This window comes from Deinococcus radiotolerans, from assembly GCF_014647435.1.
GTDB classification, from domain to species: Bacteria; Deinococcota; Deinococci; order Deinococcales; family Deinococcaceae; genus Deinococcus; species Deinococcus radiotolerans.
In genome coordinates this window covers 61,420-81,748 of sequence record NZ_BMPE01000007.1, presented here as the reverse complement: position 1 = coordinate 81,748, position 20,329 = coordinate 61,420, and the positions used below count along the sequence as shown (strand labels likewise).

The window sequence follows — 20,329 nt, the reverse complement described above, 5'->3', positions numbered from 1 at the left end:
CGGGGCGGGGATGAGCGAGGCGTGCGGGAACCTTGATGCGCGAGCCCGGATCAGGCGATCAGAGGATGCAGTTCACCCGTGCTGACCAGCGCCAGCCAGTGCAGCGCGCGGCTGGCGGACACGTACAGCAGGCGGCGTTCGTACTCGGTGCTCTCGTCGTACGTGTCGGCGTTCGCACTGGCCACAATGGCGGCGCTGAACTCCAGGCCCTTGGCGAGGTTCACGGGGAGGATCACCAGGCCGCCCCGGAAGCGGTGCTCCTGCGTGGTGATGGGCTGCGCGTCCGTGTCGAACTCGCGCAGGGCTTCGGCCATGCGTTCGGCGTCCACGCCGCGCCGGGTCACGATGGCGATGTTGGCGTGCCCGGCGGCCTGCGCGTCCTTCACGGCCCGCGCGATCAGCGGGAGTTCCCCGTCCGGCCCGGCGGGCGCCGCATAGCGCTGCACCTCGGCGCCGTCGCGGTCGACGCCCTGCACGGCGGCGGCGCGGTTGTACGTCGCGGCGATCCGCGCACCCAGTTCCGTGATCTGCCGCGTGGAGCGGTACGTGCGGCCCAGCGTGAGGACCTGCGCGCCGGGCAGTTGCGCCTGAACGGCCTCCCAGGAGCTGGGGCCCTTGTAGCCGTGCATGCCCTGGTTCATGTCGCCCAGCGCCGTGATGTGCCCGGGGCGGGTGGCGCGGCCCAGCAGGGCGTACAGCAGCGGGGAATAGTCCTGCGCCTCGTCCAGCACGACGTGATCAAAGGGTTCCAGCGTGCGCCCGTCCAGCCGCCCGATGCCGCCCGTGAACGCCTGCACGGCCAGCATCAAAGGAATCTCCGTGACGTCCGCGTGCGCGCGCCGGGGCGTGGGAATCCCGCTGAGGGGATCGGTGCCCAGCAGCGCAATCTCCCGCTCGGTCAGCAGGCCGCTCGCGGCGAGTTCCGCCGGGCTGCCCAGCAGGCGCCGCGCCTCGGTGATCGGCGTGGTGGTGGCGAAGATGCGGCCCAGCAGGGTCGTCAGCGGCGTGGCCAGCTGCCGGCGCACACTGGCCTCCTCACCTTCCGGGACATTCAGGGTGGACAGCGCCAGGGCCTCGATCGCGCGGCGCATCCCGGCCCGGTAGCCGTCCAGGGGATCGGCGGCGAACACGTCGCGCAGCAGGCCCGCTAGGGCCGCCTCGTCCAGCGTGAACACCTGATCCTCCCGGCCGCGCAGCGCCACGGTTTCGCGCAGGCCCTGCCCGGCCAGCGCCGCGTTAAAGCGGTTCCAGAGGTGCGTGCGGACCACGTCCAGCATCCGCGCGTCGCCCAGCAGTTTCGCCTTGCGCCATGCCAGCGCCCGGCGGGTGTTGTCCCGGTCGGTCAGCAGCAGGCTGAGGGTGCGGTCCGTGACCTCCAGCTTCTCCAGGCCCAGCAGCCCCACCGCCCAGGTTTCCGGCGTCGTGACGACCACACGTTCGATGCCCAGTTCCGGCAGGATGCGCGCTGCATACGTCGCCAGCACCCGGTTCGGCATGAGGACCATGCACGCCTCGGGCCGCGCCCGGTGCGCCCCCCGGTCCGCGTTCGTCATCCACGCCAGCCGGTGGAAGCCGATGGTCGTCTTCCCGGACCCCGCCGCGCCCTGAATGATCACCGGGACGCCCGCCGGGTGCCGCATCGCGTCGTTCTGCTCCGGCTGGAGCGTCTCGACCACGTCCCGCATCCCGGCGGTGCTGCCCTCCTGCAGGCGGCGCAGCAGCACCTCCTCGCGGCCGCCCGTGTCCCCGCCCTGCTCGTCGTCGTACAGGTCGGTGACGCGCAGCAGCGTCTTCTGACTCACGTCCAGCTGCCGCCGCCGCCGGATCACGCCCGCACTGCCGCGCCTGGGCGTCCAGCCAAGCGCCTGCGAGTAGAACAGACTTCCCACCTCGCTGTCCCAGCTGACCACCGTGTGCGGGCCCTTCACGTCCCGGAAGCCGTGCTTCCCGACGTACAGCGTCTGCTCACGCCCCGCCACGCGCACCTTCAAACTCCCGAAGTACGGCTGATGCACGTGCGGGGAGAGCATCGCCGCGAACTCCTCGGCCTGATCCCCCAGGATGATGCTCGTCTCCAAGTCCGCGCCCATCTGCCGGTCGCGGTCCTCCCAGAACTCGATCTGGCGGATCATGGCCGCCACCGTCCCCGACAGGTGTTCCTTCTCCAGTTCAAAATCCGGGTGGGTTTCCGGACGCAATTCCGCAACAGGCATAACGCACAGGATACGGGAAAACAGGAAAGAGGGCACCCGTTCACGCAGGCGTGGACTCGGGACCACACTGGCAGAGCATCATCTGGACGCACGCCTGCGCCCGTATACCCCCCCGGTCGTCGGGTCCGCCTCAGTCGCGACGGGAACGTGAAGGCGAACCTCCGGTGCGCTGGGCGCCTCCGCTCAGCCCTTGACCCTCTCCCCCGCCGTGTTCCACACTGTGCGTCAGGTGTTGATCCGCAGGAGTACCGCGTGACCAGCCACCAGGGAGCGAGCCCGTGACGGTGAGAGTCGGGCGGTGAGGCGGCGCGGGAAGGGCAGCGGGGAGCTGAACACAGACAAAAGTGCCGGGGCCGCGGACTGCGGTGATCGGAACTGGGGTGGAACCGCGCGTGTCCTCATGCGTCCCCAGACGAGCGAGTGCCGGGAACTGGCCGCCGTCTGGGGCTTTTTTCCGTCGTCTCCTCGAAAGGAGCACGTGATGCCTGCAACCTCGATGGAAGAACTCGTCAGCCTGTGTAAACGCCGGGGCTTCATTTTCCAGGGCTCGGAGATCTACGGGGGCCTTCAGGGCTTCTACGATTACGGCCCGCTGGGCGTGGAACTCAAGAACAACATCAAGGCCGCGTGGTGGCGCACGAACGTGTACGAGCGCGACGACATGGAGGGCCTGGACGCCAGCATCATCATGCACCGGCAGGTGCTGCGCCACAGCGGGCACGAGGCGACCTTCAGCGACCCGATGGTGGACAACAAGAAGAACAACAAGCGCTACCGCCTAGACCACCTCGTGAAGGATCAGAAGGCGGACGTGATCGCTAAAGTGGCCGAGGCGATGGGGCAGAGCGCCGAGAACTTCCCGGCGGTCGTGGCGGCGCTGAACGCGAACCCCGCGCGGGCCAGCGAGGCGCTGCGCGCGGCGGGCGTACGGGACCCGTTCAGCGGCGAGATCGGCGAGTGGACGGAGCCCAAGCCGTTCAACATGATGTTCAAGACGACCATCGGCCCGGTCGCGGACGACGAGAGCTACGGCTACCTACGTCCCGAGACCGCCCAGGGGATCTTCACGAACTTCAAGAACGTCGTGGACAGCACCAGCCGCCGCCTGCCGTTCGGGATCGCGCAGATCGGGAAGGCGTTCCGCAACGAGATCACGCCGCGCAACTTCATCTTCCGCGTGCGGGAACTCGAGCAGATGGAGATCGAATTCTTCTGCGCGCCCGGCACCGACGAGGACTGGCACGAGAAGTGGCTCGAAGCCCGCCTGAGCTGGTGGGAGGCGCAGGGCGTGCCGCGCAGCAAGATCGAGATCCTGGACGTGCCGAAAGAGGATCTGGCGCACTACTCCAAGCGCACGTACGACCTGATGTACGACTACCCCACCCTCGGGCACGAGGAAATCGAAGGGATCGCGAACCGCAGCGACTACGACCTCGGCTCGCACACGAAGAACCAGTCGGAACTGGGCCTCGTGGCGCGCGTGGAGGAGAACCTCGACTCGATTGCCAAGCTGACCATCCCCCACCCGGAGACGAACAAGCCGGTCGTGCCGTTCGTGATCGAGCCGTCCGCCGGGGTGGACCGCGCCATGCTGGCGGTTCTGAGCGAGGCGTTCACGAAGGAGACGCTGGAGAACGGCAACGAGCGCATCGTGCTCAAACTCAGGCCGCACCTCGCGCCCATCAAGGTGGCTGTGATTCCGCTGGCGCGCAACAAGGCCGAACTGGTCGACCTGGCCCGCTCCATCAAGAACGACCTGCAGAAACTCGGCCTGGGCCGCATCCTGCTGGAAGACAGCGGGAACATCGGCAAGGCGTACCGCCGCCACGACGAGGTCGGCACGCCCTACTGCGTCACCGTGGACTTCGACACCGTCGGCAAGGGCGAGGACGCCAGCCTGACCGACACCGTCACCGTCCGTGACCGCGACACCCTGGCGCAGGAGCGCGTCAAGATCAGCGACCTCAGCGCGTACCTCCAGGCGAAACTCCGCTAACTCCGTTCAAGGAGGCGGCCCCGCACCCTGATGCGCGGGGCCGCCTCTGCCGGTCGGTCAGTGCTGGTGGTCGCCCATGTCCATGCCACCCATCCCGCCGGGTGCGGGCAGCGGCTGCGCCCCCCGGTCCTTCAGGAGGCGGGTCATCAGGGTAATCTCGGCGCTCTGCGCGGCCTGGATCTGCCGGGCGAGGGCCTGCACCTCGGGCCGCACGCCGCTCTCCAGGGCGGGGGGCACCATCGCCAGCGCGCCCTGATGGTGGCGGGTCATGAGTTGCAGGAAGGTCACCTCGGCCTGCTTCTCCGGCTGGGCGCTGATCCTGGCCACCTCGGCCTGGGTGGCCATGCCCATCATGCGGGCGTGCTCGGCGCTCATGCCCTCTCCGCCCCAGGGGCGGCCCCAGAGGGTCAGCCAGCCGCGCATCTGCCCGATCTGCTCCTGCTGGCCCAGCATGATGTCCAGCGCCAGGGTGCGTAGTTCCGGGTCTGTGGTGGTGTCGCGGACGCGGGTCGCCATGTCTATGGCCTGCGTGTGGTGCTGGATCATCTCGCGCACGAAGCGCACCTCGCGGCTGCCCTCGGCCGGCGGGGTCAGGCGCGGCGCGAGCAGCAGTGCGGCCGCCAGGGCGGCGAGCAGGACAGCGATGAACGGAAGGGCGCGGCGCAGGTTCACGCCCGCGAGTATAGGGGCGCGTTCATGAGGCCCGGTACACTGCCCCGGATGACTGGTGAGAGGTGGCGGAACGTGGCGGGCGGCGTGGCGGTAGGTGCAGGACTGGCCGTGCTGACCGCCTTTCTGGGCGAGGTGCGCGCCCCGCCGGGGCTGCTGCTGGGCCTGATCGTGGCGGGCGGCGTGGCAGGGGCGTTCCGGCCGTCCTGGGTGGCCCTGCGGGTCGGTGCAGGCGCGCTGGCGGTCCTGATCGCCGCCTGCCTTGTGACGCCCGTGCTGCGCGGCCCACTCGGATCCCTGACCCTGCACGAGTCCCCGGTCAGGGCGGACGCCATCGTGGCCCTCGGAGCGGGCGTCCACTGCGGGAGTCGTGAACTGGAGGCCAGCGCCGTGGCCCGCCTGACCGGCGCGCTGGCCCTGTGGCGGGCCGGGTACGCGCCGGTCGTGACCGTCTCGGAGCAGTCGGGCCTGATCGGGCCGCGCGACTGCCCAAAGATGAGCATGCTGGAGACCGAACTGACCCGCGCCCTCTACGGGGCGGGCGGACCCACCCTGGTCACGCTGAAGAACGTCACGACCACCCGCGACGAGGCGGCCCGCGTGCGCGACCTGGCCCGGGCGCGCGGCTGGGCACGGGTGCTGCTCGTCACGTCACCCAGCCACTCGCGCCGCGCCGCCGCGCTGTTCCGCTCGCAGGGCGTGAGCGTCGTCAGCGTACCCGCCCAGGAGTGGCGCTTCGATCAAACCCTGACGCAACCCAGTGACCGCCTCGTGGCCCTGCGCGTCCTCATATACGAGGGCCTGTCGCGCGTGAAGGCGGCGCTGGGCGGCACGCCGGAACGCTGAGGCCCCAGCGCACACTTGGCTGCGCCAGCTTCCCGTACACTGCGCGGTTGTGAGTGAGCGTGTGACGGTGATCGGTGGGGGTCTGGCGGGGTCGGAGGCGGCGCTGGCAGCGGCGCGGCTGGGCGTGCAGGTGCGCCTGCACGAGATGCGGCCCGTGAAGATGACGCCGGCGCACCGCAGCGGCAACTTTGCGGAGCTGGTGTGCAGCAACTCGCTGGGCGGCGAGGGCGAGTTGCAGAGCAAGGGCCTGCTGCAGGCGGAACTGCGCAGTGTGGGCGGCGCGATCGTCGGCGCGGCGGACGCGTCGAAGCTGCCCGCCGGGAACGCCCTAGCGGTGGAACGCGACGAGTTCAGTGCCCGCGTGACGGCGGCGGTGCGTGAGCATCCGCTGATCGAGGTCGTGGAGGGCGAGGTGGAGGCCGTGCCGGACGGGATCGTGGTGATCGCGTCGGGGCCGCTGACGTCGGACGCGCTGGCGGCGGACGTGGCGCGGGTGACGGGCAGTGAGCGTCTGAGCTTCTACGACGCGGCCGCGCCCGTGATCGCCTTTGACAGCATCAATATGGACGTCGCGTGGCGTGCGGGGCGGTACGAGCAGAGCGCGGATTACATCAACTGCCCGTTCACGAAGGACGAGTACCTGGCGTTCTTCGGGGCGCTGGAGCAGGCGCGCAGTCACACGCCGCACGACTGGGAGAAGCTGGAGTTCTTCGAGGGTTGCATGCCCATCGAGGAGATCGCCCGCCGTGGGATCGACACGCCCCGCTTCGGCCCGATGTCGCCCAAGGGCCTGGATGATCCGAAGACCGGGCGCTGGCCGTACGCGGTGGCGCAACTGCGTCAGGAGGACCGCGAGGGCCGCATGTGGTCCCTGGTGGGCTTCCAGACGGGCCTGAAGTGGGGGGATCAGAAGGCAGTCGTGAACCTCATTCCGGGCCTGGAGGGGGCGGAGATCGTCCGGTACGGCGTGATGCACCGCAACACTTACCTGAACGCGCCGCTGGTGCTGGAGTCCACACTGCAACTGAAGGCCGACCCGACGAAGCTGGTTGCGGGCGTCCTGGCGGGCACCGAGGGGTACCTGGAATCCGCGGCGACCGGCTGGCTGGCGGGAACGAACGCGGCGCGCCTCGCGCTGGGCCTCCAGCCCCTGACGCCGCCCGCCGAGAGCATGCTGGGCGGGCTGACCCGTTATCTGGCGAGCGCGAACCCGAAGGGCTTCCAGCCGATGAACGTGAACTGGGCGCTCGTGCCCGAACTCCCGGCCGAGATCAACGAGAAGACCGGCAAGCCCCGCAAGCTCGGCAAGCGCGAGAAGCGCCCGGTGATGTTCCGCCGGGGCCTGAACGCGTTCATGGCGTGGGCGCAGGCGGAGGCGGGCCTGACCGTCACGCCGCCCCCGGTGCGTGAACCGGAAACCGTTGGCGCAGAGGGCTGATCATCAGACGGTCAGGGAGGCCGGGGCGCCTGCCTCGGCTTCCACGTCTTATAAGCCTGGGTACTGCCGCAGTTCGATCCGGTACGTTCCTGCGGCGTCTTCCCGCCAGGCGAGCGTGAGGGTCCCGTTGGGGGCGGTGGTGAGGCTGGGGCTGCGGGCGTCGCGGCGCGGGTCGCGGTTCTGGACGCCCTGGTCGGTCCATGACTGGCCGGTCCAGCGGGCGAGGTGCACCTGCCCGGTGCCGTTCACTTCCTCCACCCAGGCGAGGGCGGCGTGTCCGGCGTCGTCGGTGCTCAGGCTTGGTGCTGAGGCGAAGTTCTGGCTGACCTGCGCGCCCAGTGGGTGCCAGTTCTGCCCGGTCCAGCGGGCAGCGTAGAGGGTGTCCTGCCCGGCGTGGTCCTCGATCCACGCGGCGATGGGGCGGTCCTGCCCGTCAAGGACGAGGCGCGTGGCGGCCACGTACCCGGGCGCGTGGCGGTTCAGCGGTCCGCCGAGCGGCTGCCACGCCTGCCCGGTCCAGCGGGCGGCAAGGACGCGGCTGGCGGTGACCTCGCCCTGAAGCCAGGCCACGACGGGCTGGCCCTTCTGGGTGACGGTCAGGGCGGGCGTGCGGGAGAACTGCGTGCGGTCGTTGAAGCGCGGCCCGCGTACCCAGCTCTCCTGCGTGTCGTTCCAGGTGCGGACCGTGAGCTGGCTGCCGCCGGAGTCGCGCAGCCACTCGCCCCAGGCCAGGAAGGGCTGGCCCTTCCACAGGGCGACGGCGCGGGTGCGGGCGGCGTACGGCAGGTCGTCACCCAGATAGCGGTCCCCCCAGTCGGTCCAGGTGCCGCCGTCCAGGACCCGGAATTCCACGACGTCGTTGTCGGCGTAATTCTCGTTCCAGGCGAGCAGTGCGCCGCCCTGCCCGTCGGCGACGAGGTTCAGGCTGGCGAGGGGGCGCGGCTGGTGGTAGTTGAGGACGCCGCCCAGCGGGGTCCAGCCGCCGGGGCCGCTCACCCAGGTGCGCAGCACCCGCGCGGTGGAACTGCCGCGTCCGCTGCTGAACCGGCCATTGTCGATGATGCCGGCCAGCAGAAGAGTGCCGTCCGGCCGCGCGGTGACCGCGAGTTCCCGCACCGGGGCGCGGGTGTCGGGGGGCGTGAGGGTCTGGGCGAGTCGTTCGCTTCCCCCGGCCAGGGCGGACGCGAGGAGCAGGGCGGCGGGCAGGAGACGCGCAGTGCGGGTCATAGGGGGACCTCCAGATGGGGTGGGGATGGGAACCGGTACGGGCCTCATTGTTCCTCATCGGGTGGTCTGGGCTCCGCGGCCCGCCCTGGCTGGGGGTTTCTCACGTGCTGCACGCACCACGGCGAGCCGCGCGTGTTCTATGGTGTGAGCGTGAAGCTTGACAGGGTGCTGGTGTACGGGTTGGGCCGCAGTGGGCGCGGGGCGGCGCGCTTCTTGGCGGGGGCCGGTGTGCGGGGCGAGTGGCTGGACGCGCGGCCCGCGCCGGACGATGAGGCGCTGATGGCGGAGCTGGGCTGGGCGCGCGGCGACGCGGGCCGCGCGTATGACGTGGTGGTGGCCGCGCCGGGCGTGCCGATTGATCATCCGGATCTGCTGGCCCTGCAATCGCGCGGGGCGGAGGTGATCGGCGAGATGGTCCTGGCCGCCCGTCTGCGTCCCGCCTTGCCGATGGTGGGGATCACGGGTACGGCCGGGAAGGGCAGCACGACGGTGCTGGTCGCGCAGCTGCTGCGCGCGGCGGGCCTGAACGCCCGTGAGGGCGGGAACATCGATCCGCCCCTGCTGGACATCGTGGACAGCGCCGAGGTGGCGGTGGTGGAGCTGTCGAGTTTCCAGCTGGAGCGCGTGCCCGGGCTGCGGCTGCCAGTGGCGGTCATCACGAACCTGGGGGTGGATCACCTCGACCGGCACGGGACGGTCGAGGCGTACCACGCGGCGAAGCGGAACATCACGGCGGGTCAGGGGTCCGGGGACGTGCTGGTTGTCCCGGAAGGTCTGAGCGTGCCGACCCGGGCGCAGGTGCGGCCCTTCACGCCGCAGTGGATCGCGCTGGCGGACGGCACGCCGGTGATGGACGCCTCCGAACTGCCCGAGGGGGTGCACCCGGCGAACGCGGCGGCGGCGGTGCTGGCGGCTGAGGCGCTGCTCACCCACCTGGGCCGCCCGGTGGATGCGGGTGTGCTGGCCGGGGCGTTGCGCGCGGCGCAGCCGGTGTCCGGGCGCTTCGAGACGGTCGCCCGCATCGGGAACGTGCGCTTCGTGGAGGATTCGATTGCCACGCGCACCATCGCGGTGCAGGCCGCATTGGAACGCGCCGCCACGCCGGTTGCGTGGCTGGTGGGGGGCCGGGACAAAGGCGCGGACCTCGCCCCGCTGCGTGAGGCGGCGGCCGGGCGGGTGGCACAGGTGATCGCGTTCGGGGAGGACGGCGAGGCGCTCGCCCGGGGCCTAGGTCTCCCCTACCGCGCTGTGGTGGGCGCGGACGGTGAGGCGACCATGCGCGCCGCCGCGCAGGCTGGACTGGACGCCCTGGGTGGGCCAGAGGGTGAGGGCACGGTGCTGCTGGCCCCCATCGGTACGAGCTTCGATCAGTTCCGGGATTACAAGGCGCGGGGCGAGGCGTTCCGCCGGGCGGCGCTGGCCCTGGTGGGCGCGGAGGTGCGGGCGTGAGTATCCAGCTGATCATCGCGCAGGTCATGCTGCTGTGCCTCGGGGTGCTGGGCGTGGCGACGGCCGAGCCGGACATGATCGCCGATCATGGCCTGAAGGCGGTGGGGGCGCTGGTGTTGACGCTGCTGGTCGCCCGCCTGCGGCCCCGCGCGTTCCTAAAGCTGGGCCCGGCGGTGTGGGCCCTGACCCTGCTGCTGCTGCTGCTGGTGCCGTTCATTGGGGTGGGCACCGCTGAGAGTGAAGCGACGCGCCGCTGGCTGCAGTTCGGTCCGATCCGCTTCCAGCCGTCCGAGATGGCCAAACTTGGTCTGGTCCTCATGCTGGCGTCGTTCTTCGCGCGGCGGGGCGTGCACAACAAGCTGATCAGCGCCACCCTGATGATCCTGCTGACCACGCTGCTCGTCGTGATCGAGCCGGACCTGGGCACCAGCGTCCTGATGTTCGGGCTGGGCATCATCGTGATGTACGCGGCGGGCGTGCGGATCAGTAACATCAGCGGGCTGCTGCTGGCCCTGACGATGATGGTCATCCCGGTCTTCGGCATCTACCTGGAGAAGCATCCGTACATCAAGGACCGCATCGGCGCCCACCAGAATGCCGAGCAGATCCGGGAGTCCGGCCTGAATCAGATCGGACTGGCCCACCGTGACCTGAATTTCGGGGGTATTCCCGGTCAGGGTCCGGATGGGCTGCGGTACGTGTACTTCGGCGATCACACAGACCTGATCGTGGCGTCGGTGGGGTTCTCGGCGGGGCTGCTGGGCGTGGCGATGCTGCTGTTCGCGTACTGGCTGATCGTGGTGACCGCGCTGGACGTGGCGCACCTGGCCAGTCGCGTGCGGCCCATGACGCCGGAGATTCACGGGGCGAGCATCCTGGCGATCGGGGCGATGTTCATGATCGTGGGGCAGGCGTTCGTGAACCTGTGCGTGGCAGCCGGCATCTTCCCGGTGACGGGGGTGCCCCTCCCGCTGGTCAGTTACGGCTTTTCCAGCATGCTGACCATGAGTGTCGCGCTGGCCGTCATTCACTCCGCAATGCGTGAGGTGCGCCGTCAGCTGAGTGGGCTCGAGGATCCGGTTTCGGCCCCGCTGCCTGCCGCGACCGATTGACGAGGTGATCGGGAAGGCCCCCTCCGGACTGGAGGGGGCCTCGTGCTGACTGGTCTAGTTCAGCCGGGAATGCGGATGCGGTCGCCGGGGTGAATCAGGTCGGGGTTGCTGATGTTGTTGTAGTGCGCGATCTTCTTGTACTGCGAGGCGTCGCCGTAGTATTTCTCGGCAATGGCGGAAAGGCTGTCGCCCGCCTTGACGGTGTACACGGTGTCGCCGGATTCCTGGTCCTTGTCCTTGGCGAGCTCCTTGGCGCCCTGAGCGACACGCACGCCGCTGAGGTCCACGCCGCTGACACCCTCGACACCGCGGGCTACCTGTTCCAGGAGGCGCTGCTCGTGGTCGTTGTCCACCACGCCGCGCAGGATGATGCTCTTGCCGCTCTGCAGGACGTCAATGGGGTCATCGGCCAGTTCGCCGTTGCTGCGGATGGCTTTCAGCACGGCTTTGGCGACGCGGCTGCTATCCTCGATCTCCACGTCCATATCCTGCGCGGCCTGGGCCGGCTGGGCGTTCATGTTGCCGGTGGTCGGCGCGATTTCAGTGACGCTGGGGGTGGGGGCGGCCGGGGCGGGCTGGGCGGGTGCCGCGGCCTGCTCCTGCGCGGTCACGCCGCTTAGGTCGACGCTCTTGACGCCGTTGATGCCCTCCGCGATGACGCGGATGAGGTTCAGGTAGCGGTCGTTGGGGACCATGCCGGTCACGGTGACCGCGCCGCCGCGCTCCTGGACCTTCAGACCGAGGTCTTTCAGGCGAGGTTGTTCGTTCAGCGCATCCTGGACACGCTCCGCTGTGCTCTTTCCGAAGGGCCACATGGGCCGAGCGTACCCCGGCGTTCGGCAGGCTCACGGTTGCGTTCAGGTTCAGTAAAGTCAGGTTCTCACGGGCTGGCGGGCAGGTTGGGGTCCTGCACCCAGCGGTGCAGGAGGGCCGAGGCGTCCGGGCCCAGCCGCTGGCGCGTCAGGGCGAAGAGGTCAGCGGTGCGGGTGGGCCGGGCGGCGCGCGTGCGGGTGTACTCGTGCAGGAAGGCGCGGAAGGCCTGGTCGCCGCTGTGCGTGCGCAGGGCGTGCAGGGCGAGGGCGCCGCGGGCGTAGGCGCTGGCGTCGAACATCTGGGCCTGGGTGGTGGCGATCAGGGGCCGCGTGCCGCGCTGCAGCTGACTGCGCCAGCGGCTCACGAGCGCGGTGGGGTCCTCTCCTTCCGCTTCGGCCCAGAGCAGCTCGGCGTAGGTGGCGAAGCCCTCGTTCAGCCAGGTGTCGCTCCAGTCGGCCAGGGGGACGGCGTTCCCGAACCACTGGTGGGCGAGTTCGTGCACGATCACGCGGACCTGACTGGACCTGACGGGCATGGTGGACAGCGTCGCCGTTTCCAGCGCGGGCAGGTCGGACGTGACGACCGCCGACCCGTAGGTCTGAAAGGGGTAGGGCCCAAACCAGTCGGTCAGGACGCGCAGCATCTGATCGGTCCGGTCGTAGGGGGCGCGGATGTCGGCGGGCACGCTGCTGGGGAAGTAGTCGTGGCGCTCGATCACCCGGCTGCCGCTGGTCAGGTCGGGGCGGCGCACGTGATCGAGCTGCCCCACGTGAACACTGAGGGCGTAGGTGGGTACCGGGGTGGTCAGGGCGTAGGTGACGGTGTGGGTGCCGTCGGGGTTGAGCTGGTCGCGCTGAAGCTGCCCGCTGGCGGCGGCCGTGACGCCCTGCGGCACGGTGAGGTGGGTGGTGAAGGTGGCCGGGTCGGAGGGATGGTCGTTGCAGGGCAGGAAGGTGTGGGTACCGTCCGGCTCGCTGAAGGCGAAGTTCGCGCCCGGCTGGGTGGACGTGGCCGGGACGCTGTGCCAGCCGAGACTCATGGGAAGGGTGGGGTCCGGTTTGCCGGCGGGCTCGCCCTCGCTGGTGACGGTGATGGTGGCGCGCTCGCCCCGTTTCAGGGGCCACTCGATGATGAGTTTGTCGGTGCTGTCGTCGCGGTGGAAGGGGACGGGCGCGCCGTTCCAGCTGGCCGAGCGAATCTGGGGACCGGCGTAATCCAGCTGGACTGACGTGAGGTCGGTGTCCGCCCGGGCCAGGACGGTGACGGCGCTGCGCAGCCCGGGTGTGCCGGGCTGTGGAATGTCGAGGCGCACGTCGTAGTGCAGGACGTTCAGGCCAGGCTGCCCCAGCTGGGGGTACAGCGAGTCCAGCAGCGTGTCTGTGTGAGAGGGCGTTGGGACGGCCTGACCGGTGGTCAGGAGGCACATGAGTGCGCCGGTCCGAATGAGCCGTGGCATGCTGCGTTCAGCTTAAACCGGACCGGCTTCTGGGGCCGTCCACCGGGTGTGTTGGGCTGGTTCTCACCTGTGCGGCTTGCGCTCAATGCGAGAAGGCATGATCGTTCTCGAACGCCCGAATGCATTGGGCGCAATTTGATTGCTCCGACAATCATAATTCTGGCAATGATATAGACAGGTCAGCAGTGATTCATGGCAAAGATTTCAAGTTCTTTCATGAGCAACGCATTGACAGACCATCAAGCCCCTCATAGAATTGCCGCATCTCAACACCCAACCCCCGAGCACTCCAGGCTCGCGGGTCACTTATATCCGGAGGACACATGAAGAAATCCGCACTGAGCCTGACCGTTCTCGCCGCCCTCGCCCTGGGCACCGCCTCCGCCCAGACCACCATCAAGATCGCCAGCCTCAGCCCCCTCTCCGGCGGCCAGAGCGACCTCGGCACCCAGATCCGCAACGGCGCCCAGCTCGCCGTCAACGAATACAAAGCCCAGTTCAAAAAACTCGGCTTCGACCTCGTCCTCGTCCCCTACGACGACCAGGCTGACCCCGCCACCGGCACCGCCGCCGCCCGCAAGATCGCCGCCGACCGCCAGATCCTCGCCGTCGTCGGCACCCTCAACAGCGGCGTCGCCATCCCCGCCAGCGCCGCCCTGGTCGCCAGCAAGGTCGCCATGGTCAGCCCCGCCAACACCGCCAACGGCGTCACCGACCGCGGCCTGAGCAACATGAACCGCATCGTCGCCCGTGACGACGCGCAGGGTCCCGCCGGCGCCAACTTCATCAGCGGCAACCTGAAAGCCAAGAAGGTCTACGTCCTCAACGACAAGACCGCCTACGGCGAAGGCCTGGCCAAGGAAGTCGAGAAGGCCCTGAAAGCCAAGGGCGTGACCGTCAGCGCGAACGAAGGCACAGAGGAGAAGAGTGACTTCTCCAGCATCGTGGCCAAGATCAAACTGGCAAACCCCGACGCGATCTACTTCGGCGGCATCTACAACCAGGTGGGCGTGTTCATCAAGCAGCTGCGCGAAGCGGGCCTGAATACCCCCGTGGTGGGCGGCGACGGCCTCGACAGCGGCGAACTGCCCGTGATCGTCGGCGAGGCGAACGCCAACAACATCTACTTCACGACCGTGGCCGCGCCCCTGAGCGCGCTGCCCGCCGCGAAGGTCTTCGCCACCAACTACAAGAAGACCTTCAACGACGACGCCCAGGGCTTCGGCGCCTTCGGGTACGACGCCGCCAAGGTGGTCGTGCAGGGCGTGCTGAACGCCGTGCGGGCCAATGGCAACAAGGCGCCCAGCCGCGCGCAGGTGGAGAGCGCCATCCGCAAGGGCAGCTTCACCGGCCTGCTCTCCGGCAACGTCAGCTTCAACTCCGCCGGTGACCGCAAGGCCGCGACCCTGTACGTGATGAACGTCACCTCCGGGAAGTTCAAGCTCAGCACCAGCATCCCCGTCAAGCCCGTCAAGCAGTGACCGTCCGGGCGGTGTGTATAGACGCGCCGCCTGCCGGGCAATCAACCTCCCCGTACCATCCTGGGGCCGGGCCGCGTGCCTGGCCCCTTCCCTTGGTTCAAACAGCTGTTTGATCGGCGGGGCCGGACAGCAGGCCCGCAGCGCTTCGTGATACGCGCTACCATTCGAGCTAACTGACGCAAAACTGACTGATTGCCCAGCTAGATCCTCACGGCACTTGCCGTGACGTCCGCACTGCGTTTCTCCGTTTCCTGTGGCGCCGCCCCCTCTGCTGTCGTTTCCACCGGCCTGCGCCCCCACCCCATGAAAGGAGTTGAGCTGCTTTGGACCTATCCACTCTGCTGCCCTTCCTGGCGAACGTGATCGTCGGGGGGCTCGTACTGGGCTTTGTGTACGCCATCATCGCCCTGGGTTACACCATGGTGTACGGCGTACTCCAGCTCATCAACTTCGCGCACAGTGAGGTCTTCATCACGGGCGCCGTCGTTGGCTTTGAAGTGTTCCGTATCCTCGCGCCCGTCAACATGAACGGGTACCTGAAACTGCTGATTGCGCTGCTGGCCGCCATGCTCATCTCGGGCCTGCTGAACGTGGTCATCGAGCGCCTCGCCTACCGGCCCCTGCGCAACGCCCCGAAACTGGTGCCGCTGATCACCGCGATCGGCGTGTCCCTGATCCTTCAGGACGTGCTGCGCGTCATTGAGGGCTTCCAGGGCCGGTTCGACCTGACCTACACGCTGCCTGCTGGCTTCGCCGCGAAATTCTGCAGCGCCGAGAGCAGCTGCGCGCCCCTGGGCAACTTCCTGCGTCAGATTGGCGTGGACGTGCAGCTCAAGGACGTGATTCTGGTCGTGGTGGCGCTGGTCAGCCTGGGCGTCCTGAACTACCTCGTGAACCGCACCCGCCTGGGCAAGGCGATCCGCGCCGTGGCGCAGGACCGCGTCACCGCGGGCTTGATGGGCATCGACGCCAACCGCATGATCAGCGCGACCTTCCTGATCGGCGGCGCGCTGGGCGGCATCAGCGGCGTGCTGTTCGGCATGAAGTTCGGCACGGTCAACGCCTACAGCGGCTTCGACCCGGGCATCATCGCCTTCACGGCCGCCGTACTGGGCGGGATCGGCTCAATCCCCGGCGCCGTGCTGGGCGGCCTGACCCTGGGCGTCATCCAGAACCTGATCGGCGTGATGAACGTGTTCGGTGGGGCCCTGCACCTCGCGAACCTGGAAGCCATTGACGCCAGTTACCAGCGCATCGGGGCGTTCATCGTGCTCGTGCTGATCCTGATCTTCAAACCCACCGGTCTGCTCGGCAAGAGCAACGTGGAGAAAGTATGACCGCCGCCACCCTCAAGAAACCGAAGGCGACCGGGCCCGACCGCACGATCCTGCTGGTGCTGTTCTTCATCGTGACCAGCGCGTTCCTGCTGATCTCGCACAACGGCGATCTGCTGCCGCAGCTGGGCAGCGTGGGCACCGCCCTGCGCAACCCCATCGTGGAAGCCCTGATGGTCAGCCTGTTCCTGGCGAACATCCTGTTCGCGTACCTGTGGCGCGCCGCACCCTGGGCGAAGGCCCTGGTCGGTGTGGGTAGCCTGCTGTTCGTGCTGCCCATGGCCGGGCGTGAGGACACCAGCCTCCTCGACCTGAGCATCCAGATCATGATCTTCGCCGCGCTGGCCCTGGGCCTGAACATCGTGGTGGGCCTCGCGGGCCTGCTTGACCTGGGGTACGTGGCCTTCTTCGCCGTGGGCGCGTACACCTGGGGCATCGTGGGCAGCCCGCGCTTCGCGGAGATCCTGAAGTACTTCGGCGAGAACCCGGGCGGCACGAACTCCGGCACGCTGGCCATCGGGCTGGTCCTGACCGCCGTGACGGCCGCGAGCATGGTGTACATCAACCGCCTGACCGCCCGCACCGCTCCCACAGCCGCGACCGCCTGGAGTTTCCGGCTGGCCAGCGTGGGTCTGGTCGCTGGCGTGATCCTGACCGTCCGCGCGCTGCTGGTGCTCCTCGCGCCACAGGCAGACGGGCTGGCGGGCGGCCTGAACGCCGGGTTCTTCTGGCTGTTCCTGGCGCTGAGCATCTTCGCTGCGGCCGCCGTGGGCGTCCTGATCGGCCTGCCGGTCCTGAAACTCAAGGGCGACTACCTGGCGATCATCACGCTGGGCCTGGGTGAAGTGATCCGCGTGCTGGCCAACAACCTGGACCTGTACACCGGCGGCTCGCAGGGCATCACGCCCATCAAGAGCGCCTCCGTGCCGTGGTTCGACGCGGCGGCGGGCGCGCTGGGCTTCACCGAAGACCAGTACTACCTGCTGTTCCTGTACGTGCTGGTACTGATCATGATCGGCCTGATCCTGACCGTGAACGTGCGCCTCGACAAGAGCCGCATCGGCCGCGCGTGGGTCGCCATCCGTGACGACGAGGTCGCCGCGCAGGCCATGGGCGTGCCCCTGATGCAGACCAAGCTGATCGCCTTCGCGACCGGCGCAAGCTTCGCCGGGGTCATGGGCATGATCTTCGCCGCCAAGCAGCAGTTCATCAGCCCCGAGAGCTTCGTGCTGAACCAGAGCATCGCGATTCTGTCCATGGTCATCCTTGGCGGCATGGGCTCGTTCCCCGGCGTGATCCTGGGCGCGACCGTCGTAACGCTGCTGAACCTGCGCATCCTGCCCGGCCTGGGCGAGGCCACCGCGAACCTGGGTATTCCGCAGCAGGTGAACCCGGGCCAGCTGCAACGCCTGATCTTCGGCGCGATTCTGGTGACCATGATGCTGCTCAGGCCCGAGGGGCTCCTGCCCAACCGGCGAAGGCAGCTGGAACTGCATCACGACGAGAACCAGGAAGACGAGAGCGCCCAGGGCAACGCCGGCGCCCTCACGAACGCCAGCGGCGACGTGTACAGCGCCGGGCTCGCCCCGGTGAAGGAAGACGACAAGGCAGGGGGCAGCAGGTGAGCGGCAATATCCTCGAAGTGGCGGGTGTTACGAAGGTCTTCGGTGGTCTGACCGCCGTGAATGACGTGACCATGAACATCCCCGACCGCAGCATCGTCAGCGTGATCGGGCCCAACGGCGCGGGCAAGACCACCTTCTTCAACATGATCACCGGCATCTACGAGCCGACCAAGGGCACCATCCGCCTGGACGGCCGCGAGCTCGTGGGCCTGCGCCCCGATCAGGTGACGGAAGCCGGGATCGCGCGCACCTTCCAGAACATCCGCCTGTTCTCCACCATGACCAGCGAGGAGAACATCATGGTGGGCCGCCACAGCCGCCTGAAGAGCGGGTTCCTGGACGCCGTGCTGCGCACCAAGAAGTTCCACGACGGCGAGCAGGAGGCGCGCGACGCCGCGCGGATCATGCTGGACTTCGTGGGCCTGGGCAAGTGGCGCAACGAACTGGCCACCAACCTCCCCTACGGGGACCAGCGCAAGCTGGAGATCGCCCGCGCGCTGGCCACCACGCCGAAGCTGATCCTGCTGGACGAACCGGCTGCCGGGATGAACCCCCGCGAGACCGAGGACCTGAAGGCCCTGATCCGCCGCGTGCGTGATGAACTGGGCGTGACGGTCTGCCTGATCGAGCACGACATGCGCCTCGTGATGACCCTGTCCGAGCACATCACCGTGCTGGACTACGGCAGCCTGATCGCCGAGGGCAAACCGCACCAGGTGCGGAACGACCCGCGCGTGATGGAAGCGTACCTGGGCCGCGGCGCCGCCGCCGGCGATTACGGGAAGGAAGAACGCCCCCATGCCTAAGCCCATGCTCGAACTCGACAACATCCACACGTACTACGACCACATTCACGCCCTGAAAGGCATCAGCCTGACCGTGAACGAGGGTGAGATCGTCGCCCTGATCGGCGGGAACGGCGCCGGGAAGACCACCACGCTGCGCACCATCAGCGGCATGATGAAACCCCGCACGGGCACCATGACCTTCGAGGGTCAGACCATCGCCGGGATTCCCGCGCATCACATCATGCAAAAGGGCATCAGTCACGTGCCCGAGGGCCGCCGGATCTTCAAGGACATGAGTGTCCGCGAGAACCTGGACGTGGGCGCATACACCGTGACCGACCGCAGCGTGATCGAGAACCGCATCCAGGAGGGCTTCGGGTTCTTCCCACGCCTGAAGGAACGCGAGCATCAGCTGGGCGGCACCATGTCGGGCGGGGAGCAGCAGATGCTCGCCATTGCGCGCGCGCTGATGGTCGCGCCCCGCCTGCTGCTGCTGGACGAGCCCAGCATGGGCCTGTCCCCCCTGTTCGTGGAGGCGATCTTCGACATCATCGTAAAGCTGAACAAAGAGCGCGGCACGACCGTGCTGCTCGTGGAGCAGAACGCGAACATGGCGCTGCAGATCGCGCACCGCGCGTACGTGCTGCAGACCGGTGAGATCAAACTGTCCGGCAACGCCTACGACATCGCCATGGATGAGAGCGTCCGCAAGGCGTACCTCGGCGAGGAGTAACCCCAGCGCATCGGAACCGACCCTCCGGGAAACCGGGGGGTCGGTTGCTATATCGGGCGGCAGGTGCAGGCGGCGCGACAGGGGGGGCGATCACCCATCTGCGGCAGCAGGTGAACGGCGGGTCGGTTAGGCTGAATTCCGATGCGTCTCAAGTTCAGTCCGGTGCTGGCGGCCCTTCTCCTGAGCGGGTGCGCGCCGGTGCAGTCGGTCGTGAATCCAGTCCAGCTGCCCGCTGCCACGGACTTCGGGGCGCACGCGAACCCGATGGAGTGGTGGTACGTGAGCGCGTATCTGCCCGGCGAGGGGCTGGCGCTGCACTGGGCGCAGTTCCGGGTGCAGGACGCCCGGCTGCCTGCGGCGCTGATGATCTCGCACGTGGCGGTGACGGATCTGCGCACCGGACAGCCGACGTTCCTGGAGCAGCCTGCCGGGACGGGTGAGGTGGCCTCTCCCCCACTGCGGCTGAGGCAGGGGGCGTGGACGCTGACGCAGGCGGGCCCTGAGCCGACCGCGCCGCTGGCCCTGAAGGCCGGGCCGCTGGAGCTGACGCTGACGCCCGTGAAGGGGCCGGTGCTGCACCCGCCGGGGTACAGCGGCAGCGCTGAGACGGGCGTGCTGTTCTACCAGGGGATCACGCGGCTGGATCTAAGCGGCACGGTGAACGGGCGCGCGGTGCGGGGGCAGGCGTGGCTGGATCACCAGTGGGGGAACCAGATTCCGGGCCGCTCGGCGCTGTGGGACTGGTTCAGCGTGCATCTGGGGGACGGGCGTGACCTGATGGTGTACCGGGTGCGCCGCCCGGACGGGGGTGTGGCGCAGCTGATCGGCAGCGTGGTGGACGCGGACGGGCGGGCGCGGGCTGTGCCGGGCCTGCGGGCCGAGCCGGGTGAGGTGTGGACCAGACCCAGCGGGCGCGCCTACACGCTGGGCTGGCGGCTGGTATCCGACGAGTTCGACCTGGGTGTGCGGGTGGTGCGGCGTGAACAGGAGCTGCTGAGCCGCAGCACCCGCATCGCGTACTGGGAGGGGCCGATTGAGGTGAAGGGCACCTGGGCGGACGGGCCGGTCACGGGGACCGGCATGATGGAACTCGTCAGCGGACCCTGGACCCCGTGAGGTTCATCGGTGTGGTCGGATGGCGGCGTGGGG

At 68.7% G+C, this 20,329-nt stretch carries 16 protein-coding genes; 11 read left to right on the top strand and 5 right to left on the bottom strand.

The window, feature by feature from the left end:
• Positions 1–50 precede the first annotated feature (50 nt).
• A complete protein-coding gene (locus tag IEY63_RS12950) occupies positions 51–2,213 on the bottom strand; it encodes a HelD family protein (RefSeq protein WP_308425230.1) in 2,163 nt (720 codons plus the stop codon).
• Between the two features lie 481 nt (positions 2,214–2,694).
• On the opposite strand from IEY63_RS12950, the gene IEY63_RS12945 reads away from it, so the two are divergent.
• Positions 2,695–4,209 (top strand): glycine--tRNA ligase, encoded by a 1,515-nt coding sequence (locus tag IEY63_RS12945; RefSeq protein ID WP_189069430.1) that lies wholly within the window; start codon positions 2,695–2,697, stop codon positions 4,207–4,209.
• Positions 4,210–4,266: 57 nt separating this feature from the next.
• Here IEY63_RS12945 and IEY63_RS12940 read toward each other — a convergent pair whose 3' ends face one another.
• Positions 4,267–4,881, bottom strand: coding sequence for a DUF305 domain-containing protein (locus IEY63_RS12940; protein ID WP_229784696.1), 615 nt, complete (start codon positions 4,879–4,881; stop codon positions 4,267–4,269).
• A 48-nt stretch (positions 4,882–4,929) separates the two neighbouring features.
• Here IEY63_RS12940 and IEY63_RS12935 point away from each other — a divergent pair, with 48 nt between their 5' ends.
• The gene (locus IEY63_RS12935; protein ID WP_189069429.1) at positions 4,930–5,724 is read left to right on the top strand and encodes a YdcF family protein; all 795 of its coding nucleotides are present in this window, start codon (positions 4,930–4,932) and stop codon (positions 5,722–5,724) included.
• Positions 5,725–5,773: 49 nt separating this feature from the next.
• Complete coding sequence (gene trmFO / locus IEY63_RS12930; RefSeq protein WP_268239661.1) at positions 5,774–7,162, top strand: methylenetetrahydrofolate--tRNA-(uracil(54)-C(5))-methyltransferase (FADH(2)-oxidizing) TrmFO; 1,389 nt, start codon at positions 5,774–5,776, stop codon at positions 7,160–7,162.
• A 48-nt stretch (positions 7,163–7,210) separates the two neighbouring features.
• On the opposite strand, the gene IEY63_RS12925 is transcribed toward trmFO, so the two are convergent.
• The gene (locus IEY63_RS12925; RefSeq protein ID WP_189069428.1) at positions 7,211–8,389 is read right to left on the bottom strand and encodes a hypothetical protein; all 1,179 of its coding nucleotides are present in this window, start codon (positions 8,387–8,389) and stop codon (positions 7,211–7,213) included.
• A 150-nt stretch (positions 8,390–8,539) separates the two neighbouring features.
• On the opposite strand from IEY63_RS12925, the gene murD reads away from it, so the two are divergent.
• Both murD and IEY63_RS12915 read left to right on the top strand, forming a co-directional pair.
• The gene (murD, locus tag IEY63_RS12920; protein WP_229784695.1) at positions 8,540–9,838 is read left to right on the top strand and encodes a UDP-N-acetylmuramoyl-L-alanine--D-glutamate ligase; all 1,299 of its coding nucleotides are present in this window, start codon (positions 8,540–8,542) and stop codon (positions 9,836–9,838) included.
• Entirely contained in the window at positions 9,835–10,950 is a 1,116-nt protein-coding gene (locus IEY63_RS12915) for an FtsW/RodA/SpoVE family cell cycle protein (protein ID WP_189069427.1), read from the top strand. The genes murD and IEY63_RS12915 overlap by 4 nt, the downstream gene beginning before the upstream one ends.
• Positions 10,951–11,009: 59 nt before the next feature.
• Here the strand turns inward: IEY63_RS12915 and IEY63_RS12910 are convergent, their stop codons facing one another.
• Positions 11,010–11,765 (bottom strand): BON domain-containing protein, encoded by a 756-nt coding sequence (locus tag IEY63_RS12910; RefSeq protein ID WP_189069426.1) that lies wholly within the window; start codon positions 11,763–11,765, stop codon positions 11,010–11,012.
• Between the two features lie 65 nt (positions 11,766–11,830).
• Positions 11,831–13,219: a M1 family metallopeptidase gene (locus IEY63_RS12905; RefSeq protein WP_189069425.1), complete on the bottom strand. Its 1,389-nt coding sequence runs from the start codon at positions 13,217–13,219 to the stop codon at positions 11,831–11,833.
• Positions 13,220–13,542: 323 nt separating this feature from the next.
• Here IEY63_RS12905 and IEY63_RS12900 point away from each other — a divergent pair, with 323 nt between their 5' ends.
• The 6 genes from IEY63_RS12900 (at position 13,543) to IEY63_RS12875 (ending at position 20,296) form a co-directional block, all read left to right on the top strand.
• A complete protein-coding gene (locus IEY63_RS12900; protein ID WP_189069424.1) occupies positions 13,543–14,700 on the top strand; it encodes a branched-chain amino acid ABC transporter substrate-binding protein in 1,158 nt (385 codons plus the stop codon).
• 323 nt (positions 14,701–15,023) lie between these two features.
• Positions 15,024–16,037 (top strand): branched-chain amino acid ABC transporter permease, encoded by a 1,014-nt coding sequence (locus IEY63_RS12895; protein ID WP_189069423.1) that lies wholly within the window; start codon positions 15,024–15,026, stop codon positions 16,035–16,037.
• Complete coding sequence (locus tag IEY63_RS12890; RefSeq protein ID WP_189069422.1) at positions 16,034–17,659, top strand: branched-chain amino acid ABC transporter permease; 1,626 nt, start codon at positions 16,034–16,036, stop codon at positions 17,657–17,659. The genes IEY63_RS12895 and IEY63_RS12890 overlap by 4 nt, the downstream gene beginning before the upstream one ends.
• Positions 17,656–18,465, top strand: a complete 810-nt coding sequence (locus IEY63_RS12885; protein ID WP_229784694.1) for an ABC transporter ATP-binding protein — start codon at positions 17,656–17,658, stop codon at positions 18,463–18,465. Before IEY63_RS12890 ends, IEY63_RS12885 begins: the two co-directional genes overlap by 4 nt.
• The gene (locus IEY63_RS12880; protein WP_229784693.1) at positions 18,458–19,180 is read left to right on the top strand and encodes an ABC transporter ATP-binding protein; all 723 of its coding nucleotides are present in this window, start codon (positions 18,458–18,460) and stop codon (positions 19,178–19,180) included. The genes IEY63_RS12885 and IEY63_RS12880 overlap by 8 nt, the downstream gene beginning before the upstream one ends.
• A gap of 141 nt (positions 19,181–19,321) precedes the next feature.
• Positions 19,322–20,296, top strand: a complete 975-nt coding sequence (locus tag IEY63_RS12875; protein WP_189069421.1) for a lipocalin-like domain-containing protein — start codon at positions 19,322–19,324, stop codon at positions 20,294–20,296.
• Positions 20,297–20,329: the final 33 nt, after the last annotated feature.

What these genes read in the sequence shown, in the direction of transcription:
- IEY63_RS12950 (WP_308425230.1), bottom strand. Translation starts at nt 2,213, where the DNA reads ATGCCTGTTGCGGAATTGCGTCCGGAAACCCACCCGGATTTTGAACTG.
- IEY63_RS12945 (WP_189069430.1), top strand. Translation starts at nt 2,695, where the DNA reads ATGCCTGCAACCTCGATGGAAGAACTCGTCAGCCTGTGTAAACGCCGG.
- IEY63_RS12935 (WP_189069429.1), top strand. Translation starts at nt 4,930, where the DNA reads ATGACTGGTGAGAGGTGGCGGAACGTGGCGGGCGGCGTGGCGGTAGGT.
- IEY63_RS12925 (WP_189069428.1), bottom strand. Translation starts at nt 8,389, where the DNA reads ATGACCCGCACTGCGCGTCTCCTGCCCGCCGCCCTGCTCCTCGCGTCC.
- IEY63_RS12910 (WP_189069426.1), bottom strand. Translation starts at nt 11,765, where the DNA reads ATGTGGCCCTTCGGAAAGAGCACAGCGGAGCGTGTCCAGGATGCGCTG.
- IEY63_RS12905 (WP_189069425.1), bottom strand. Translation starts at nt 13,219, where the DNA reads ATGCCACGGCTCATTCGGACCGGCGCACTCATGTGCCTCCTGACCACC.
- IEY63_RS12900 (WP_189069424.1), top strand. Translation starts at nt 13,543, where the DNA reads ATGAAGAAATCCGCACTGAGCCTGACCGTTCTCGCCGCCCTCGCCCTG.
- IEY63_RS12890 (WP_189069422.1), top strand. Translation starts at nt 16,034, where the DNA reads ATGACCGCCGCCACCCTCAAGAAACCGAAGGCGACCGGGCCCGACCGC.
- IEY63_RS12880 (WP_229784693.1), top strand. Translation starts at nt 18,458, where the DNA reads ATGCCTAAGCCCATGCTCGAACTCGACAACATCCACACGTACTACGAC.
- IEY63_RS12875 (WP_189069421.1), top strand. Translation starts at nt 19,322, where the DNA reads ATGCGTCTCAAGTTCAGTCCGGTGCTGGCGGCCCTTCTCCTGAGCGGG.